Source organism: Rhodococcus sp. OAS809 (assembly GCF_040546695.1).
In the GTDB taxonomy this organism is placed as follows: domain Bacteria; phylum Actinomycetota; class Actinomycetes; order Mycobacteriales; family Mycobacteriaceae; genus Rhodococcus_F; species Rhodococcus_F qingshengii.
In genome coordinates this window covers 3238310-3254814 of sequence record NZ_JBEPOI010000002.1, presented here as the reverse complement: position 1 = coordinate 3254814, position 16505 = coordinate 3238310, and the positions used below count along the sequence as shown (strand labels likewise).

18 protein-coding genes are annotated in these 16505 nt (G+C 62.5%); 4 read left to right on the top strand and 14 right to left on the bottom strand.

Annotated elements, in window-relative coordinates; translation table 11 throughout:
- Positions 1-76: 76 nt before the first annotated feature.
- The 4 genes from ABIE52_RS18295 to ABIE52_RS18280 all read left to right on the top strand — a co-directional run bounded on the left by ABIE52_RS18295 (position 77) and on the right by ABIE52_RS18280 (position 2498).
- Entirely contained in the window at positions 77-967 is an 891-nt protein-coding gene (locus ABIE52_RS18295; protein WP_354541513.1) for a replication protein, read from the top strand.
- A complete protein-coding gene (locus ABIE52_RS18290) occupies positions 964-1656 on the top strand; it encodes a DUF2637 domain-containing protein (RefSeq protein WP_192711852.1) in 693 nt (230 codons plus the stop codon). Before ABIE52_RS18295 ends, ABIE52_RS18290 begins: the two co-directional genes overlap by 4 nt.
- A gap of 86 nt (positions 1657-1742) precedes the next feature.
- Positions 1743-2114 carry a hypothetical protein gene (locus ABIE52_RS18285; protein WP_192711853.1) on the top strand — a complete coding sequence of 124 codons (372 nt, stop codon included), beginning with the start codon at positions 1743-1745 and terminating at the stop codon, positions 2112-2114.
- A 30-nt stretch (positions 2115-2144) separates the two neighbouring features.
- Positions 2145-2498 carry a DUF2510 domain-containing protein gene (locus ABIE52_RS18280; protein WP_192711854.1) on the top strand — a complete coding sequence of 118 codons (354 nt, stop codon included), beginning with the start codon at positions 2145-2147 and terminating at the stop codon, positions 2496-2498.
- Between the two features lie 126 nt (positions 2499-2624).
- Here the strand turns inward: ABIE52_RS18280 and ABIE52_RS18275 are convergent, their stop codons facing one another.
- The 14 genes from ABIE52_RS18275 to ABIE52_RS18210 are packed head-to-tail and all read right to left on the bottom strand — an operon-like array spanning position 2625 to position 16473.
- Positions 2625-3146, bottom strand: a complete 522-nt coding sequence (locus ABIE52_RS18275; protein ID WP_192711855.1) for a hypothetical protein — start codon at positions 3144-3146, stop codon at positions 2625-2627.
- A gap of 3 nt (positions 3147-3149) precedes the next feature.
- The gene (locus ABIE52_RS18270) at positions 3150-4556 is read right to left on the bottom strand and encodes a hypothetical protein (RefSeq protein WP_192711856.1); all 1407 of its coding nucleotides are present in this window, start codon (positions 4554-4556) and stop codon (positions 3150-3152) included.
- A 14-nt stretch (positions 4557-4570) separates the two neighbouring features.
- Complete coding sequence (locus tag ABIE52_RS18265; protein ID WP_192711857.1) at positions 4571-4960, bottom strand: hypothetical protein; 390 nt, start codon at positions 4958-4960, stop codon at positions 4571-4573.
- Positions 4957-5346: a hypothetical protein gene (locus ABIE52_RS18260; RefSeq protein WP_192711858.1), complete on the bottom strand. Its 390-nt coding sequence runs from the start codon at positions 5344-5346 to the stop codon at positions 4957-4959. The genes ABIE52_RS18265 and ABIE52_RS18260 overlap by 4 nt, the downstream gene beginning before the upstream one ends.
- Before the next feature lie 2 nt (positions 5347-5348).
- Positions 5349-5729, bottom strand: coding sequence for a hypothetical protein (locus ABIE52_RS18255; protein WP_192711859.1), 381 nt, complete (start codon positions 5727-5729; stop codon positions 5349-5351).
- Positions 5726-6670 (bottom strand): glycoside hydrolase family 19 protein, encoded by a 945-nt coding sequence (locus tag ABIE52_RS18250; protein ID WP_192711860.1) that lies wholly within the window; start codon positions 6668-6670, stop codon positions 5726-5728. The genes ABIE52_RS18255 and ABIE52_RS18250 overlap by 4 nt, the downstream gene beginning before the upstream one ends.
- Positions 6670-7182 (bottom strand): M23 family metallopeptidase, encoded by a 513-nt coding sequence (locus tag ABIE52_RS18245; protein WP_192711861.1) that lies wholly within the window; start codon positions 7180-7182, stop codon positions 6670-6672. Before ABIE52_RS18245 ends, ABIE52_RS18250 begins: the two co-directional genes overlap by 1 nt.
- Entirely contained in the window at positions 7179-7481 is a 303-nt protein-coding gene (locus ABIE52_RS18240) for a hypothetical protein (RefSeq protein ID WP_192711862.1), read from the bottom strand. The genes ABIE52_RS18245 and ABIE52_RS18240 overlap by 4 nt, the downstream gene beginning before the upstream one ends.
- Entirely contained in the window at positions 7478-8425 is a 948-nt protein-coding gene (locus ABIE52_RS18235) for a hypothetical protein (protein ID WP_192711863.1), read from the bottom strand. Before ABIE52_RS18235 ends, ABIE52_RS18240 begins: the two co-directional genes overlap by 4 nt.
- Positions 8425-8868 carry a phage gene 29 protein family protein gene (locus ABIE52_RS18230; RefSeq protein WP_192711864.1) on the bottom strand — a complete coding sequence of 148 codons (444 nt, stop codon included), beginning with the start codon at positions 8866-8868 and terminating at the stop codon, positions 8425-8427. Before ABIE52_RS18230 ends, ABIE52_RS18235 begins: the two co-directional genes overlap by 1 nt.
- A 1-nt stretch (position 8869) precedes the next feature.
- A complete protein-coding gene (locus ABIE52_RS18225; RefSeq protein ID WP_192711865.1) occupies positions 8870-10552 on the bottom strand; it encodes a Gp37-like protein in 1683 nt (560 codons plus the stop codon).
- Complete coding sequence (locus ABIE52_RS18220) at positions 10549-11430, bottom strand: phage tail protein (protein ID WP_192711866.1); 882 nt, start codon at positions 11428-11430, stop codon at positions 10549-10551. The genes ABIE52_RS18225 and ABIE52_RS18220 overlap by 4 nt, the downstream gene beginning before the upstream one ends.
- Positions 11427-13070: a hypothetical protein gene (locus tag ABIE52_RS18215; RefSeq protein ID WP_354541512.1), complete on the bottom strand. Its 1644-nt coding sequence runs from the start codon at positions 13068-13070 to the stop codon at positions 11427-11429. The genes ABIE52_RS18220 and ABIE52_RS18215 overlap by 4 nt, the downstream gene beginning before the upstream one ends.
- A complete protein-coding gene (locus ABIE52_RS18210; protein WP_354541511.1) occupies positions 12964-16473 on the bottom strand; it encodes a tape measure protein in 3510 nt (1169 codons plus the stop codon). Before ABIE52_RS18210 ends, ABIE52_RS18215 begins: the two co-directional genes overlap by 107 nt.
- Positions 16474-16505 lie beyond the last annotated feature (32 nt).

Here is a 16505-nt window from a genome sequence, read left to right as displayed (position 1 = left end):
ATATTGGTGAATCCAAAAGGCTCGTCGAGAGCGGTAACTCTCGACGAGCCGTTGTCCGACTATTGAGGAGTCGAACGTGCATCAGCTTACCTTTGCGCACCCCCAGGGCGGTATCCGCCGAGGACCGCGACGGGCCGATAAGTTCACCATCCTGAGCAACGAGGTCGTCAACGACACTCGGCTCAGCTTCCGCGCCCGCGGCGTTTTGATCTGGCTCCTGTCCAAGCCTGTCGATTGGCGCACTCGGTCGGAGTCGATCGCTGCTCAGTCGGACAAGGACGGCCGAGACGCTGTCCGGTCCGCGATGCGCGAGCTGGCAGACCTCGGGTACCTCGTCCGAGTGAAGATGCAGGATCCGGAAACGGGCCAGTGGTCGACGACGTCCACGGTCTACGAGATTCCGGCCGATCAGGCAGATTCCCCGGCGCCTGGAAACCCGGTCGCCGGTGACCCGGTCACCGGAGGGCCAGGCGCTCTACCAAGGACTGATCTACAAAGAACTAACACCAACCAACCGTCACGCATGGCGGGTTACCGACGTGCCGATGTGGCGCCGGAATCGGTGGTGGTGGTTGATCCTCCGAAGATCAAGCCACCCAGCACTGAGCAGTTGGCTCTCGTCAACGAGTTGGCCGCAGCGAGCCAGAAGGCGGGCCTGACAGCGACGTGGCGCTACTTGAAACCGCAGAACGTCGCAGCGATCGCCGAGCTGGTCGAGACTCACGGAGCGGGCAAGCTGCTCGCTCACGCCAAGGGGCTCCACAACCCGGTGAACCCGACGCGTTTTGCATCGGGGTGGATTCCGATGTGGAAAGAGATGCCGCGACCGCACGGGGTGACCGAGACGGCTTGGACGTCGTGCGGTGATTGCGACCCCAACGGTTGGATCGAATCGGGCGGAAAGGTCCGACGATGCGCCTGCAAGGCCCAAGGACACCGAACAGTGCGCGAGGAGTGCAACGCATGAAGGTCACCCGATTCGACGCTGCCCTGACCTATGCACTCGCGGCGCTCGGTCTGTGGATCAGTTACACCGCGCTTGCCGACCTCGCATCGCGCGCCGGACTTGGGCCGCACCAGGCCGCCGCATGGCCTCTCGTTGTCGACGGGTTGATTCTCGCCGCGACGCGCGCCGTCGTGACGTTCGGCCGGCATGACGCGCGTCGGTATGCGTGGACTCTGCTCGGGTGCGCCGCAGCCGCGAGCATCGTCGGGAACGCGGCGCACGCACTACTGCCGGCGGGGCCAGTCCACCCAGGCATCGCGGCAGTCGTCGCAGTTGTGCCACCGGTCGCAGCACTCGCGATGACGCACCTCGCCGTCGTTCGCGCCAGGGTGCGTCAGGACGCTGAGGGGGCCGACGCACGTGATGCGTCGCTGCAGGTAGGCGCTGCGTCAATGGAGGATGCACTGACGCAAAAGGAGGGTAAACAGCGCGCTGGCGACGCGTCGAGTCCCGCGCCAGCCGCTCGGCTCGTCGCAGTGGCTGCGACACCCATTGCTGGCGATGCGCAGTCTGACGGCGACGTGCGTCAGCGCGTGCTCGACCTGCTTGCCGAGGGCAAGCTCAGCGGCCGGGCAATCGCGCAGGAAGTCGGCGTCAGTGAGTCGACCGTGCGCCGATGGAAGCCGGCCAAAGATGTAACTGCTGCATAATCCGACCGATCCGCCCACTGTTCCGGAGTCGTCTGTTTTGATTTCCGATAAGACCTGATGCGGATTCCGAAACAAGGAGAACGAAGTTGACCGAGAAGTCCCAGAATTCCGAAACGGCCAAGGGGCTCGCGCTGATCATCGGCGCTCTCGTTGTGATCGTTCTCGTGGTCAAATTCTGGCAACAGTTCCTGATTGTCGGCGCCGTCGCATTGATCGCATTGATCGTTTACCTGGTCGCCCGCAAGACTTGGCGATCTCGTCAGGCGCGACTAGCTGCAGCCGTCGCCGAGGATGAGCAGATGGCTCGACGGGCCCAAGAGCAGCACGAGCAGTACTTGCGGGGCGAGGACTCTGGGGTCTACGGACGGTTCACTCCCGCTGACCCGGACAAGCCGAAGGGTCGTTTACGTCGATTGCCGGCGTCGCCGAGAGAATGGCGAGACGAGAACCGCTCGTAAACCAGGTGGGGAGTCTGGTTTGATACGGACATGACGAATCCGACACCTGCGGGATGGCATTCCGACCCCACTGACCCCAACCTGATGCGGTACTGGGACGGCCAGCAGTGGACGGCGCAAACTCAGCCGAAAGCCCCGCCGGTGACCGAGAATGATTCCGAGATCCACCCCTTCGATGCGAGCATTCACACCTACTCAATGGTTAACAAGGTGATGTCCGCGCTGGCAATGATCAGCCTCATCCTGTTCGTGGTGCTGCTCCTGGCCGAGTCCATGTTGAGCTGGGTAGCGCTCGTCGCATGCGTGGTGTTTCTGGTCATTGGCTTCACTGCCGCCAAGACAGGCAATCGCATGTGGAAACAGGCGTACGGCGATCGCGCGTAACGTGTCGGTGCCCACGCCTACAGTCTGTCGCGCGGGGTCGGGAGGGTAAGGGAAGACCAGCTCGGCCCCGCGCAAACGACGAATAGCCCCCAACCTCGAAAGGTTGGGGGCTTTGTCGTACAGCGGTCACGCGGGTATAACTCGCAGGTAGGTCCCAGAGCCGGACGCAATTGTGCGGTTGGCTGCGACGCCGGAGTTGTTCCAGCCCTCAACGGTGAGGAGATCTCCGTCGACGACGGTGAGCGGGAACGAGTGGGTGAACGTCTGGCCTGTCGTCGATCCTTTCGTCCAGACGACAGTTCCGTTCTTCAGTACGCGCCAATCCTTGTTCGCCGTCCCGAGGACTGTCCACGCCGAGCCGACTTCGATCGTGGCAGTGCCGCTGCCTTTCACCTGCAGTGCGTTCCCGGTGACGGTCGAGTTTGAATCAGGAGTCCACGCAGTGATCGGTGTCCACGTACTGCCCGACGACAGTTGCTGGTCGCCGTTCTTTGTCATCCCAACCGCCGAGAACGACGAGTAGATCGTCTCCCATGCCGAGCCTGTCCAGCGGTGAGAGGACTTGATGTCCTTCCACGCGCTGCCAGTCCACATCGTCTTGCGTAGGACTTTCTTCCATGCGCTGCCGTTCCAGATGTATGCGGACATCGGTCACTCCGTCACGTGGTAGATGACGCCCGTGATCTGTCCCGTCGTCGGCAGTACGGTGACGAATTGGTTGGCGTCACCGCGCATCGCTGTCGTCGACGTCGAGCCGATCGCAAGGTTGGATGTCCCGTTTCCTGTGCCCGCGCCGATCGCAGCACGAGCGGCAGCGGCATCGGAAGCCTTGATGACGTTGCGGCCCACGGTCGTTGCATCAGTGATGTCGGCCGAGGACGTGTCAACCGCTCCCGTCCTGCCGTTCACCGACGAGACCGGGGAAGCAGGGTAGGTCTTCTCTCGCCAATTCGCCAGCGTGGACGAGGGTTCGGCGATGAGCTGCCAGTCGGTCCCGCGGTCGGTGCGGGTGCACCAGTCGCCGCGTTGTCCTGACAGCGCGAGCATGGCGGCCTGAGTTCCGACCGCACCCAGGAAGTCGGTCAGCGCGACGGCGGGAAGCTGTGCAGCGAGCACCTTGCCGGCGCCGTCGAGGTCCGCCTTCGTAGCGAGTTTTGCGGTCAGCCCAGTGACGTCACCTTCGGCGTGCGCGTGGGATGTCGGAGCCTTGCCGTCGAGCGCACCCTGCAGGCCGGTGACATCTGCGACGGCGTGAGAGTGAGCGGTCGGCGGGCGGGCGTTGGTCAGGCGAGGGTCATCGTTCGAGACGTCACCGGGATCGCCCTTAGGTCCGGGATCGCCCTGGATGCCCTGGATTCCCTGGTCGCCAGTATCTCCCTTGTCTCCCTTGTCTCCCTTGGGTCCAGGAACGACGGAATCTGCTCCCGTGTCTCCCTTTTCGCCGCGTGGCCCGACGTCGCCCTGATCGCCTTTCGGTCCCGGGACGATCGAGTCCGCACCGGTATCGCCCTTGTCTCCCTTCAGTCCTCGTTCACCCTGGATTCCGGGCGGGCCGGGGACCGTGGAGTCGGCGCCGGTATCACCTTTTGGTCCAGTTTCGCCGCGATCACCCTTGTCTCCCTTGGGGCCCACATCGCCCCGATCGCCCTTGTCTCCTTTAAGTCCTTGCGGACCAGGGGTTGCGACGATCTCCAGTGCGTTGTCGCGGATCTGCCGAGTCTCGTCGAGGTATTGCTTCACGAGCGAAACCACTGGCGGCTCGTAGACGTACGCGGATTCAAGGAGGTCGTCGAGCGCTACCTCTTCGACGCCACTGGGCACGGTGACCCGCTTGGGCGCGGAATCAGCTAGACCACTGCGGATCTCGACGACCAACTCGCCCGGTTCGACTGTGACTGTTGCGAGTCCTGCCACGACATCGACAGGGTACGGAGTTGTGGTGATCACGCGTCCGTTGATCGTCGACGAGCGGTGTGCGGGCGCCGACAGGAACACGGCGCGCGTGGACGAGACTGGCCGGCCGCCGATATCGGCGAGGTTGATCTTGAGTGCGACCATCGGTCACACCTCCTTCATTCATCCATCTCTGGCGGACGTGGCGGGGGCTCGTGACCCAGGTCGACGATGCGGCGGTTCAGCCGCGCGATGTGAGTTCGCATCACCAGGACGAGGCGGTCGATCTTATTGATGGTGCGATCTCGTGCGTCGAGTTGCCCTGTCAGCGTTGCCACGCGCCCTTCGAGGTGTGCAATCTCGGTGTCGTGTCGAGCCTGTTGTGATGCACGATCAGCGGCGCGGTCCTGTCGTTCCTGGGCCAGATCCGCTCTGGCTTCGTCCAATTCATCGTTCAGTCGGTCTATGTCGTCGAGCTTGACCTTCGAGCGCGTGCCGAGAATGCCAGTAAGGACGAGCCCGGATGCGGTGATCACGCCGCCGATCGCCGCAATGAGGTCGGGGTTCATCTGAGCCCCCGCTCGGAACATCCTCGCGCTGTCGCTACATGCCAGAGCGCAACGAATGATGCGATGGTTCCAGCGAGGACGGGCACAGGTGGCTCGGTCAGTAGAGCTGAGATCAAGATCGCTCCTCCATAAAGTCCCCAAATGCCCGCAGCTGCAATATGTCCGGGCACGAATCCCATTTTGCGCACTGCCGCGTAGATGAGGTAGAGCCCAGTGATGACGAAGGTGACCGTCCATACAGGCCCGATGCCCTCGATGTAGACCACCGCAGAGACTTGCCCCGGTAGCAGTGGCCTACGTACGAGTTCCTCGGGGCCGATATAAAGGAGTCCGACTGTGACCTGCATAATCCCGGTTGTCGCGGCAGTCAACCGCGCACCGAGCATGATCAGTTCCTGGCGCCGCGGCCGAGAGTCTGCTCGACCCTGGCCCGCAATTCGGCGATCGTCGGACCGGCCACCGAGGTGATCTGCTCTGCGCTCGGTAGCGGGATCGTGATCGACGGCGACGGCGACGGAGTTGGTGCACTGACGTTGTACTCGACCGGGACATCTGTCTTGTCGCCGATAATCCTGCCGCCCTTGGGGGTGTAGAGGGCAGCGAGAACGAAACCGACGAAACCGAGAACTTGCGAGGCAGATTCGAGGATCGAAGCCTGCTGTGCGGCGTCGACCTTGCCGTATGTGAACGCCACGGCCAGACCGGCTGCGAGCAGAATGTAAATGACCTTGCGCAGAGAAGGCCATGCGGTAGCAAATTTCTCGATCACTTGGCACCTCCGAGAATGCTGATGACGCGATCGAGCTTGTTGTCGAGGGCGTCGACCTTGGTCGCCAGTTCACGTGTGGCCTTGATGGATTCCTCCGCCTTGCGGCCGGCGTGGAATGCCTGATAGTCGGCGAAGCGGACCGCGGTCGGTAGATCGAGCTTGGCCGGCGGATTGCCGCCCAAGAATTCGGGTTCGACGAACGACTCGTACGTCACCGTCAGCCCGTCGCGGATCTCGGCGAGGGCTTCGACAACCGTGTTGTCTCGACCCGGGTCAACCTTCGACGGGCCGAGAATCGGCCAGCCGCGACCTGCAGGTCCGGATAGCTGGTCATTGATAAGTGCTGGGATATCCACGGGGGAGCCTCCTGGTTGAGGTGGGGTGGGGAGAATGGCGACCCCGGCATCGCCTGCGCGATACCAGTAGGCGCGCCGGTCCTCGATGTGGGTGAGACCGCCATTGACGGCAATAGTCGCGCCGCGTAGGTCGTCCTCGTCGGCGAACTTGTTCATGTTTCGCTCGACGGTCCAGTACCAAACGGCGCCGAGGAATCCGTACCGCGGATTGGCCAGTTCTTCGGGGGCATCGACAAAGAACGTCGGCGTGGGGACGTACCCGCGATCGTGTGCCCATCTCGACAGCCGCGTGTAATTTCCTCGGCCTGTAACTTGGATCGGCCCACGGCCTTTGAATCGCCGACCGTCACCGGGTCGGCTGTTGCCGAGATCCTGCCGCCACTCATAGGCGGAACCGTCTGCGATCTCCTGCATGTACAGAAGCCCGCCCGACTCATGGCCGAGCTGCGCACACCACATGGTCGCGCGCCGCTCGGTTGTGCAGTCGGCCAGGATCATTGCCTCGTTGAACGTCGGGCATAGTTCCTCGTAGCGAGCAATGGGAACGCGATAGTCCATGACCTTCGCCAATGTCTGTACGTCCATTACTTCACCGGTCCTATCAGTTGCTCAAGCGCAGGAAGCCACGGATCAGGGACCGGCGCAGTCGGGATCGGCGGAGGATCGTTCGGGTATCGACACCCTGTAAGCCACGGCTGTGGATCGAGCCTGTTCGGCCCCGGCGGGGACCATACGAACTTGTGCACCTCGAAATGCAGGTGCGGGTCGACCCCGCCGTTGGTGTTCGAGTTTGGATTGATGTACCCGATACGTTCACCCGCTCGAACCTGTTGACCGACGCGCACTTCGGGAATGATGTGGCCGTACACCGTCAAACCCGCCCCGGCCTCGACGGGATGGTCGATGTTGATCCACTGCCCGAACCCGGACGCTGGACCGGCGGCGGTGACCGTGCCGGACTGCGCGGCGTAGATCGCCCGGTTCGCAGAGCCGCCCGCGCATCCGAAATCCGTTCCCCAGTGAGTCGTCCCCCAGCGTGCTCCGAATCCGGAGGTCACGTAGAAGTCGTTCTCGACCGGCATACATCGGTCGGTCATGTCTCCCCCTCGTCAGTTGATTCATAGAGCTCAGAAAGGATGGGATTGAGTTGCTCGTCGCACGCTCTTTGCCAGTCGCCGTTCCATTGGGCAACCCAGTCCGGCTCGGGGCCGGTCATGAGTAGCGCCCATCCCTTTGGCAGGTCGCTGTAGTCGGCCGATCGAACGACCCGTGTTGCGCCTGTCGATGTTTCGATCAGCCAGAGATGAGCAGCGACAGGGCCGAAGTCGTCGAGTGCTGGTGCAACGAACTCGGCGACTTCATCGGCTGAGACGCAGAGTTTCCCGTCGATCATCATGATGTCGATGCCCCCAGCGCTGCCCACATGAGTCGGCGTTTGTCGTACTCAAACGAGCCCATCGGAACTGTTGCGGGCAATGAGGATTGGTTACTCAGTCGTGCGTGACGGGCTTGCGGGATTGTGCCGGCTTGCTCTGAGATGTTGGTCAACTTGATCGCGCCGTGACCTCGGGTCCGTTGCACTAGTCCAGGTGCGATCTGCAATGACGCCACAGCGAACAGCTGGTCGGGCTCCGCCATCAGGCTCAGCCCTGTCGCGATGTGATAGCGCTTGCGCTGGTCGACCAAGATCGCTTTGATATCGCCGGAGTCCCAGATCTTGATCATCCGATTGTTCGGCTGGTCGTAGCCGTAGATGCCGAGATACCAGGCGTCGATGCCGAATAGACCAGAGTCGGAACCGGTGATGATGCGCAGCACTTCCAGTGGTGTCGCGCGGTCCAAACCGCCGCGCATGAAAGCAAACTCGGCGGCACGCTTGTCCGGGTTGTATGCGGGAATCGTCGAGTCCCAGTTGCCGGTGTCGGTGTACGTGTCGACGATCTGCATGAACGTGTCCGGGAATGAGATCAGGTCTCGCCCGCCCGCAGAGGCCCAGGCGGGCGTTGTCACACCAGTGCGCGTGACGTTCTCGAGGTCGCTGATCTGCTGGCCGTAGCCGGTGATCAGGATGCCACGGTCGTTGATCTCCCGCAGTGGCCCAAGGCCGAATGAGCCCCGGCCAAGGAATGCGTCGGCGATGCTGCCGAGCAACTGTCCGATGCCGGAGAATCCGTTAAACAATCCGCCGAACAGCTTTCCGTGCGCCGTGTTGTTCGCGTCGTCGATCGGCTTCCGCATTCGGCGCTTGGCCTCGGCTTCGTCGATGTCCTGGAAGCCGCGCATCGTGCCGCGCTTGCCGTACGCGCTGTCGGGATACGGCCTGTCGGGTGCGACGCCCATCAGTAATCCACCTCGATTGTGCGGACCTGCGCCACGCCCTCGGTCGGCCCACTGTCTTCGGGAGGCCGGATAACGCCGCGCTCCTGCAGGCGCTCCGCCAGGCGAATGAGGTCGGATCCAGACATGGCGTCGAGGTCGATCGCGTCGCTGACAGGTGCGGGCGTCACTTCCGGTTCCGGCGTGTCGATGTCGACCCATTCGACCGCCCCAACGCCCATCCAGTGCACTGACTCCATGCCGCCGGGAATGATCTGCTTTCGGGTCTGCAACTCGGCGACGTGCCGAAAGCCTGCGTCGACGAGGATTTTCGACGCCTTGCGCAGGCACTCTTCGGTGGTGATCAGAGTGTCGCCGTCCGGGGTCGTGATTGAGCCCATGAGCGCCCAGAGGACATGCTCTTCAGGATCGTCCATATTGGCGGTTGCCTGAGTGGGGATTGCCATGTCAGATCACTCCTAGGTCATGTGCTGCGCCAGCAAGGTTGGCGAATTGACGCATTCCGCGTGCAGTCGGCGATTCGAGGTCTTCGGGCTCGCCGGTTGTGGCGTTCCACTTGTTCTGGCCGCGATCGCAGACGAGTTCAATCTCGGCGACTTGCTCGACGTAGATCTGGCCACGCTTGCCGACATCTTTGAGCGTTGAGCCGATTCGGTCACCGAGGAAGAAGTGACCTTGACCGTTGTCGCCAATGAGATACGGTCGGCCGTCCGCGAGTTCCATGCGGTGCGTGATGCGAGGGCGAGACTTCCAGAAGCCCTCGCGGATCTTCATGATCGAGCTAAGTGTGTACGCCCGGTCACCGCCCGAGACGATGTCCTCTTGGTAGTGCGACCATCCGTATTTCAGCGCTCGTACTGGGCTTTTCACTGACACCCATGCCGCTACGGTTCCGCTGTAGATCGGTTTGAGGAACGTGTCGGCGATGGTGCCGAGGGTTGGTTGGAATATCAACTGCCCAAGGTTGTTGAGCCCCAACTGAATGGCTGCCGAGATCCCCTCGTCAACACCCGGGAACGAGTGACCGCCGACAACCATCTGGACCGAACCACCGTGCTTGTGGCACCAGTCGGAGACTTCCATGCCGGAAATTCGACCCTCGCGGTAGACGACATACGGCGCACGCGGGTACGTCCATATCGAGCTACCTGTGACGTCCTTGTACGGATCGATGGGGTCGATGACCTCGGCGAGCGTCTCGTCGACGAGGTTGCTCGCAAGGTTGACGACGGTCCGCTTGAGGCCGTCCCAGATCGTGCCGCCCTGCGAGGTTTCGTCCCAGTAGGCCGACTTGTTAACGACGTCGAAGACGATCGTTCCGGGACGCAGGTTCGCGCCAGGCCATGGGGGAGGGTCGCCCTGCAGGTATCGCCGGGTGGTGACCATGAGTTGTGCGTCGCCGAGCGTCGGCTCGGCCATGTCGTGCCAGTACTTGAACCGACTCGACAGCACTGTCCACGGCGACGAATCATCCAGTAGTGAGCCGGGTTTGACGACCATATTCCAGTTCGACATGTCGAGGCCCTGGCCCCACTGCGCCGGGTCCATCGGGTCATCAGGAAGTGCCCACCAGTTGCCTTCCATCCGCATGATGTTGAGGAAGAGTGCCAACTTGAGCATGTAGATCGACGGACCGGCCAAAATGAAGGACCGAGGAAACTGGATGATGGCGGGCAGGAACGGATTCGACCAGACGAGAAGGTGCTTGAGTTCCTCGTAGTCGTCGAGGAACTGCAGCTCGACGAAGTTCTTCCCGTCGCGCGGTGCAGCTCGACGAGCCTGCTGCAGCCGGCCGCCCCACCGTGCACCGTCCTTGTCGACGGTCATGTGGACGTTTTGCTTCGGGCGGCCATATGGATCGACAGCCCACTTGGCGAGATAGTGGTTGGCAGGCAAGACAATCCGGCCGGGACCCGAGTTGTTCTTGACCCACTTGACCGCCATTTCCCACTCGACCGTGACCCGACCGCGATAGTTCATGTCGCCGTCCCACAGGCGAATCAGTGGAGGCTTGCGACGACGGCGAGCGCGGTTCTCCTTCTTGCGCTCGGAGTCGTCGAGGATCGCCTGCATGCGATCCATCAGTTCCTGGTCGTGCAAGAGCGGATTGTCGAGCAGTGGCGCGGTCATTCTTCACCGCCCATCACCATGGTCCAGTGACGTGGCTGGTACACGGCCACAGTCATGTTCGGCACCGTGCACTTGATTGGCACGTCAACCGGAAGAGTGTGCGGAGGGACAGCGAACTCGAACTCGACGGAATTCGCGCGGGCCCAGAACAGGGGGTTGATATTCGAGTCGTACGTTTCCTCGTCGGGATACGTTCGAATCGTGAGCTTCTCACCCGCCGATAGCGTGGGCACGTCGATCACGCGCCCACGCCACTCGTAGTCCTCATGTTCCGGATCGGTGATCCATGAGAAGTCAGGCAGCGTTACCTGGCCACCCTGCGGCGCGTCGATGACCCACTTGAGATACATCGGGCGGTTGGTCGGGTTCGACAGCGTGACATGCCCGTTGAGTTCGCCCGTCTTCGACTGGAAGACGTCGACCTCGTCCTTCTCGATATAGAACGGCCATCCCGCGCGCGTGGTCATGATCATCAAGCCGTACGCATTGAAACCGGGATCGACGATCGGTTCGAACGTCGGCGTCTCAACCTTGCGAAGGCCGAGACGCCGAATGCCTGACGAGGAGGTGGCGACGAGTTGGGTTTCTCGATCGAACTCCCACATCCCAGACCACCGGGACTTCACCTGCTGCCAGGACATATCCTCGGTGGCCGAGATGTGCACCGGCAGAATGACGTCCTGCATGTTGTGGCGGAAACCGTTGTAGGTTCCGCCCTCTTGCCTGGCGCCTTCGGTCCAGATTGTCGTCGTGGGCGTCTCCCATAGCCCCTTCGGATTGATATCGAGGACGATGCCCTCAGCGCCTGCTCCCGGGCCGTGGATGGTGGCCCGGTCGCCATTGGGTGCTTCGATCTCGAACAGGAGCAGGTCGCTCATCGAATCCCCCAACCGTGCGATGCAGAATCCTGCATTTCCTTGACCCTCAATCGTTGGATGACTTCTTCGGGGTTCTGGATTCCGTAGAAGTTGTTCGTCGCACCTGCGCGCGGATCGGGCTGCTTCTGTTGCCCGACAGAGAATCTCGTTCCCGAGTTCATCGCCTGCAGGATGGCTTGGTTCTGTCCCGCATGAGCGTCCGTGTCATTGACGACGAACTCACGCGCCGTGAGCCAGGCTGGAACCTTGTCCACGCCAGACGGACCGGAAACCGGACCGCCAGTTGCGAAGTGCGCAGCGCCCCTGAACTTCTCCAGTTCCGCGAGAAGTGCATTCGCCTCACCGGGAAGATGCGGAGTGCCGCGCAACCCCTTGATGACGTTGTCGCCCCAGCGGGCGACACCTTCGCGTGCGTCGAACATGACCGGACTGTCGGCGAGAATGTCTCGCCTCGACGCATTGCCGGGATCCACGGCCGTGACCTGTGCGCCCATGGCGCGCTGGTCGGCCGAAGGTTCGAGAAGGTACGGGTTCTGTTCCGCCTGAGCCTTCTCGAACATCTGCCACGCCTGCATTGCAGGAGGGATTTGATCGGGAATGCCGAACACTCCGAGCGCGTCGGACACAAGGCCCGTTACCGCATTCTTGGCGAAATCGCCTGCAATCTCGGACCACGACGTCGGACTGTTGCCGTCCTTCTTCATGCCGAGTTCGCTCAGCGCCTTCCGCGCCTTGAACAGTTCCGCATCGGCTTTGTCCAACTCGGTGTCTGTCGAATCAGGGTCGTCATACACCTCGTTGCGACGCTCGTTTGCAGCGTCTACCGCGAGTTGGGCGTCGATCCGATCAACCTCGGCGTCGGAGAACATCCGTGAGAGCGTCGGAGCCTGTGGGGCAGGTCCGTCCGCAACCCAACTCGCGACGTCATCCTTCTTCTTCTGAAGATCGACGACCTTCTGTTGCGCGATCTTGATTTTGCTGTTCGCCGCATCGAGATCGTTCTGCGACTTCTCACCCTTGGCTATTGCAGCCTCGACCTCGGTGCGCGCATCCTCGGCCAGTCGGACGTCGATCTCCGCCTTCTCGAGATCGAGTTGCTGCTTGTCCGTCCACTCGGGCTGCTTCGAGGCCGTGGCTCCTGCGCGGGACACTCGCCCACGACCGCGTTGTGTCGACGTGCCTGACTGGTTCCAGTCGAAGCCGGGGCCGATGGGCAGGTAGGCGTGATCCGTGAACGCGGAGGAGCTGGCTCCGACTGTTCCGCCGACCATGCCCCCGCCGTAGCCGCCACCCATCTCGACGTTGGTGTTGTCGGGCAGTGTGCCGGCCGTGTGACCGCCGTAGGGTCCACCGTTGTACCAGCCGAATCGGAGATCGCCCGGGCCGCCGTGGCCCATCATGAAGCCCATGGCACTGAGAGCACTTGCCATGTTGCCGGTCGCGAAACGCGCTGCGAATGGAGCGAGGCCGACTGCGAACCGCGCAATGGCTGCCATGGCGCCGCTGCAGTCTCCCCAGTTGACGCCGCCCCAGTTATATGGCGAACCGGTCAGGGGGCCCGATGCGCCGCCAATGCGGCCGTTGACGAAGTCGAGCAGGTCGCCCGATCCGACCACGCCGCCCGTCGCGTACCCGGGCAACTTCGGGAAGGTGCCGGCGTTGATTGCGGCGAGCTCGCGGTTGTACTTCTCGGACGACTGGCCGTTGATGATCCATTCGCCCTTGTCGACCCATGACGTCGGGATCCCGTTGTAGCCGATACCGAGGATGCCGTCTGTGCGATCCGTTCCAGGGCCCGTGGTGGGGAGCCTGGAGCCGGTCGAGTTCTTCGGCAGTCGCGAACCTCGTGAATTGAATACTGGTGCGGCGGGTCCGTATTGGCCGGTCGCACTGAACGCTGCTTGCGCTGCCGCGGTCCTGGGACACGTCGATCGTGAGCATTGCGGTGCGCGGTCGCGCAGCCTGATCGATCGCCGAGTTGACGACCTGCGCGTTGGCGATTGCATCCTTGATGAGGAGTTGGACGTCAGGCTCTGCGGTCGACAGGTCGATCTTCTGTAGTTCCGCAAGAGTGACGTTTCGACCCTCCATGAACCTGTCGAGGACGGCGCCGATCTGTGGATTGACAGTGGTTCGGTCGATCTCGCCAAGTCGGTCCCGAGTGTCCTTGTCGGCGATGAAGAACCGCGTCTGGTCGGCAGTAATCTCCGGAGTCGCAACGCCCTCGTCCAGTTGGCCGAGCGCGAGAGTTACAGCACCGATGCCAGCCAGCGCTGCATCCGAGTTCGCGGTGACATCGACTTCACCGGTGGTCTCATTGATCTTGAGAACCTGCAGGCCGAGACCCGTGAGCCGGTCGATCGCCTCCTGATCCTTGACGATCATGCTGATCGTCTTGCCGCCTTCGAGCTCCTTGGCCCGAGTTGCGACAGTGGCAATTGCCTCTGCAGCCGCGTCTCCACCGTCGACCGACAGTGCGAAGTCGATCCGCTTGTCGACGACCATTCCTTGTGCCTCCGCAAATTTGCGGACCTTTTCGATCGGAATGTCGTAGGTATCAGCCAGCGCTTGCAGACCGGCTTCGATCTCGCCGTACGCATCCTTGCTGCTCATGCCACTGGCGACAAGGTTCTTGAAATCGCCACCGAGGTCAACGAGGGAATCCCGAAGTGCCTTCGCGTTCGGCATATCGGGGTTCAGATTGCCATCGAGACCAATGAGTGCATCACCGAGTCCGCCGACTGGATCGACACCGGACTCGGCTGCCTTCGAGAGTTCGCGAACCGCTTCGGCCGTCTCGAAGAGTGCAGCCTGAGTGTCGGTCTCGAGAATGCCGAGCGCCCGAAGGATCGTCTGCATTCCTTCGAGCTTGGACTTCGAGTCGCCGGCCGAATCTGCAATCGTGCTGATGGCATCCGCAATCTGAATGCCCGCAGGACCGACGTCCTCCATCGCCATCTTGAGCAGCCGATACTCGGCTCGCTGCTTGTCGAGCCAGGCCACAGCTTCGTCGCCGCCCGCGGCCTCTAGCTTGTTCCGAAGCGAACCGAAGGCGCCCTCGGAGCCGGTGACCGCGCGCGTCAGGTCCTCATTGGTGACCTTGAGACTGTCGAGCGTCGACGTGATCGCCTTCGCGCCGTTAGCCGCATCCTCCTGCGCGATAGTCGATTCCACTGTCTCGCCGCGCGTGATGCCGATTGCCGCGGTGAGGGATTCCCAGCCTGCGATCGACTTCTGAACCATGCTCGGACCAGTGGAGGCGAGCTGCTGCTGCTCCTGGCGCAGGCCCCGCACATTCGCAGTGACCTGTGCTGTGACGGCTGCTTCGTCGCCACTTGCCATGGCCTTGAGCAGTTCCGCTTGCGCTGTTGCTGCGCCAGAGATCGAGTCCGCGAGGAGCCGATTCTGGTTGTTGGCCTTGGCAACTCCAGACTGGTAGTTCATGATGCCGACCGTGGCGATCATGAGAGCTGCAGAGAACGGGCCACCAAGCGCGTTCGTGATTCCTGCCGCGCCCGCCTTGACGCCTGTCATTGCGGCCGAGACCGTGCCCGCAGTACGCCCGAATCGGCTCGCGTTGGTGGCTGCAGTCAGGAAGGAGGTTTGCATGCGTGCAACAACCGGCGCGTGCTGGCCAAGGGCTGCAATCGAGGATCCGAAGCTACCCATGGCCACGGATCCGTTTCGGCCGGCCGAAGCCACTCCGCCTGTCGCAGTGACGACATTGCGCACGGCGGAGGCGAATCCCTGCACGCGTCCGGTAGCGGTTGATGCCGCGGCTCCGACCGGGGTGATGGCGCCCGAGATCCGCCCGATGAGCGCGGGGATCGTTTTGAAGGCCAGGAATGCCGCGGCGAGGGCTACGACTGCGCCCTGGTTGTTTTGCATGAGCCCAGCAGTGACGTTCAGAACCGGAACGAGCGTCGAGTTCAGAATCTGCGCAGAGGCGTCGAGGGTCGAGAGGAAGACTTGCCAGGTCGAGACACCCAGGGCCGCGGAGGCCTTGGACAGCGACGTGACGATCGTGCCCAAGGCGGGGCCGACCTCGCGCCCGGTCTCGACCAGCTGGTCGATCACATTGCCAATGCGAGACATCGACTGGACTGCGAGGTCAGAGTTCCGGAACTGCTCGAAGGCTTCAGCCCCCTCGCGACCGAATGTCTTCAGAGCCGGAAGGTACTTGCCGTTGATGTCCTTCTCGAGCTCGGCCATGATCGGCTTGGACTTGGCGTCGAGCTTGTCGAGAGCGTCGGTGATCGCCTCGTAGGCCTTCGGCGCCTGCCGGAATGCGGGGCCTGCGAGAGTTGCACCGAATCGGCCGAGTGCAGCGTTGACGTTCTCGATCGAGGCGCCGCCGGCAGTCAGCGCCGCGCCGCCCAGCCCGCGCTCCATTGCGTTCTGGAAGGTCGCAAAGTCGATCTTGCCCTTGGATGCGAGAGCCGAGACATCGGCTGCAGACTTGCCCATTTCCTTGCCGAGGAGCTGAAGGATCGGGATGCCTTTGTCGCCCAACTGGGCGATGACGTCGCCTTGAATCTTGTTGCTGGCAGCGACCTTGTTGAAGATGCCGCCCATTTCGCCGATCGACGTCCCCGCAATGGTTGCGGCGTCACCGGTGAGCTTGAGTGTGCGTTCGAGTTCTGCGCCCGGCTTGATGCCGCTGGCGACTGCGCCGGCTGCAATCGTGGCCGCATCGCCGAGACCGAACGAAGTGCCCTTCACTGAAGCGAGGGCGTTCTCCATGATCTTGTCGACAGTGGTTGCCGAGTGCCCGAGTCCGCGGAGTTTGTCCTCGGCGTCGTCGATCGCTGTCAGGCGGCCGATACCCTTGGTGATGGCACCGGCAATAAGCCCACCGGTGGCGACGGCTGCCGCCCCGACGCCAACTTTGAGGGTCTTACCCAGTCCGGCAGCGAGCCTTGAGCCCATGCCTTCGCCGGCCGAGTTTGCAGACTGCTGCGCGCCGCCCAGGGCACTTGTGACCTGCCCTGGGATTCGCGAGGTGTCCGCAACGATCGACAGGTATCCAACGCCGAGTTCCAACGGATTACCTCCTGCAGATACACAGAACGACC

Coding starts and splice junctions, on each gene's coding strand:
- ABIE52_RS18290 (WP_192711852.1), top strand. CDS start 964: ATGAAGGTCACCCGATTCGACGCTGCCCTGACCTATGCACTCGCGGCG.
- ABIE52_RS18280 (WP_192711854.1), top strand. CDS start 2,145: ATGACGAATCCGACACCTGCGGGATGGCATTCCGACCCCACTGACCCC.
- ABIE52_RS18275 (WP_192711855.1), bottom strand. CDS start 3,146: ATGTCCGCATACATCTGGAACGGCAGCGCATGGAAGAAAGTCCTACGC.
- ABIE52_RS18270 (WP_192711856.1), bottom strand. CDS start 4,556: ATGGTCGCACTCAAGATCAACCTCGCCGATATCGGCGGCCGGCCAGTC.
- ABIE52_RS18265 (WP_192711857.1), bottom strand. CDS start 4,960: ATGAACCCCGACCTCATTGCGGCGATCGGCGGCGTGATCACCGCATCC.
- ABIE52_RS18260 (WP_192711858.1), bottom strand. CDS start 5,346: ATGCTCGGTGCGCGGTTGACTGCCGCGACAACCGGGATTATGCAGGTC.
- ABIE52_RS18250 (WP_192711860.1), bottom strand. CDS start 6,670: ATGGACGTACAGACATTGGCGAAGGTCATGGACTATCGCGTTCCCATT.
- ABIE52_RS18245 (WP_192711861.1), bottom strand. CDS start 7,182: ATGACCGACCGATGTATGCCGGTCGAGAACGACTTCTACGTGACCTCC.
- ABIE52_RS18240 (WP_192711862.1), bottom strand. CDS start 7,481: ATGATGATCGACGGGAAACTCTGCGTCTCAGCCGATGAAGTCGCCGAG.
- ABIE52_RS18235 (WP_192711863.1), bottom strand. CDS start 8,425: ATGGGCGTCGCACCCGACAGGCCGTATCCCGACAGCGCGTACGGCAAG.
- ABIE52_RS18230 (WP_192711864.1), bottom strand. CDS start 8,868: ATGGCAATCCCCACTCAGGCAACCGCCAATATGGACGATCCTGAAGAG.
- ABIE52_RS18225 (WP_192711865.1), bottom strand. CDS start 10,552: ATGACCGCGCCACTGCTCGACAATCCGCTCTTGCACGACCAGGAACTG.
- ABIE52_RS18220 (WP_192711866.1), bottom strand. CDS start 11,430: ATGAGCGACCTGCTCCTGTTCGAGATCGAAGCACCCAATGGCGACCGG.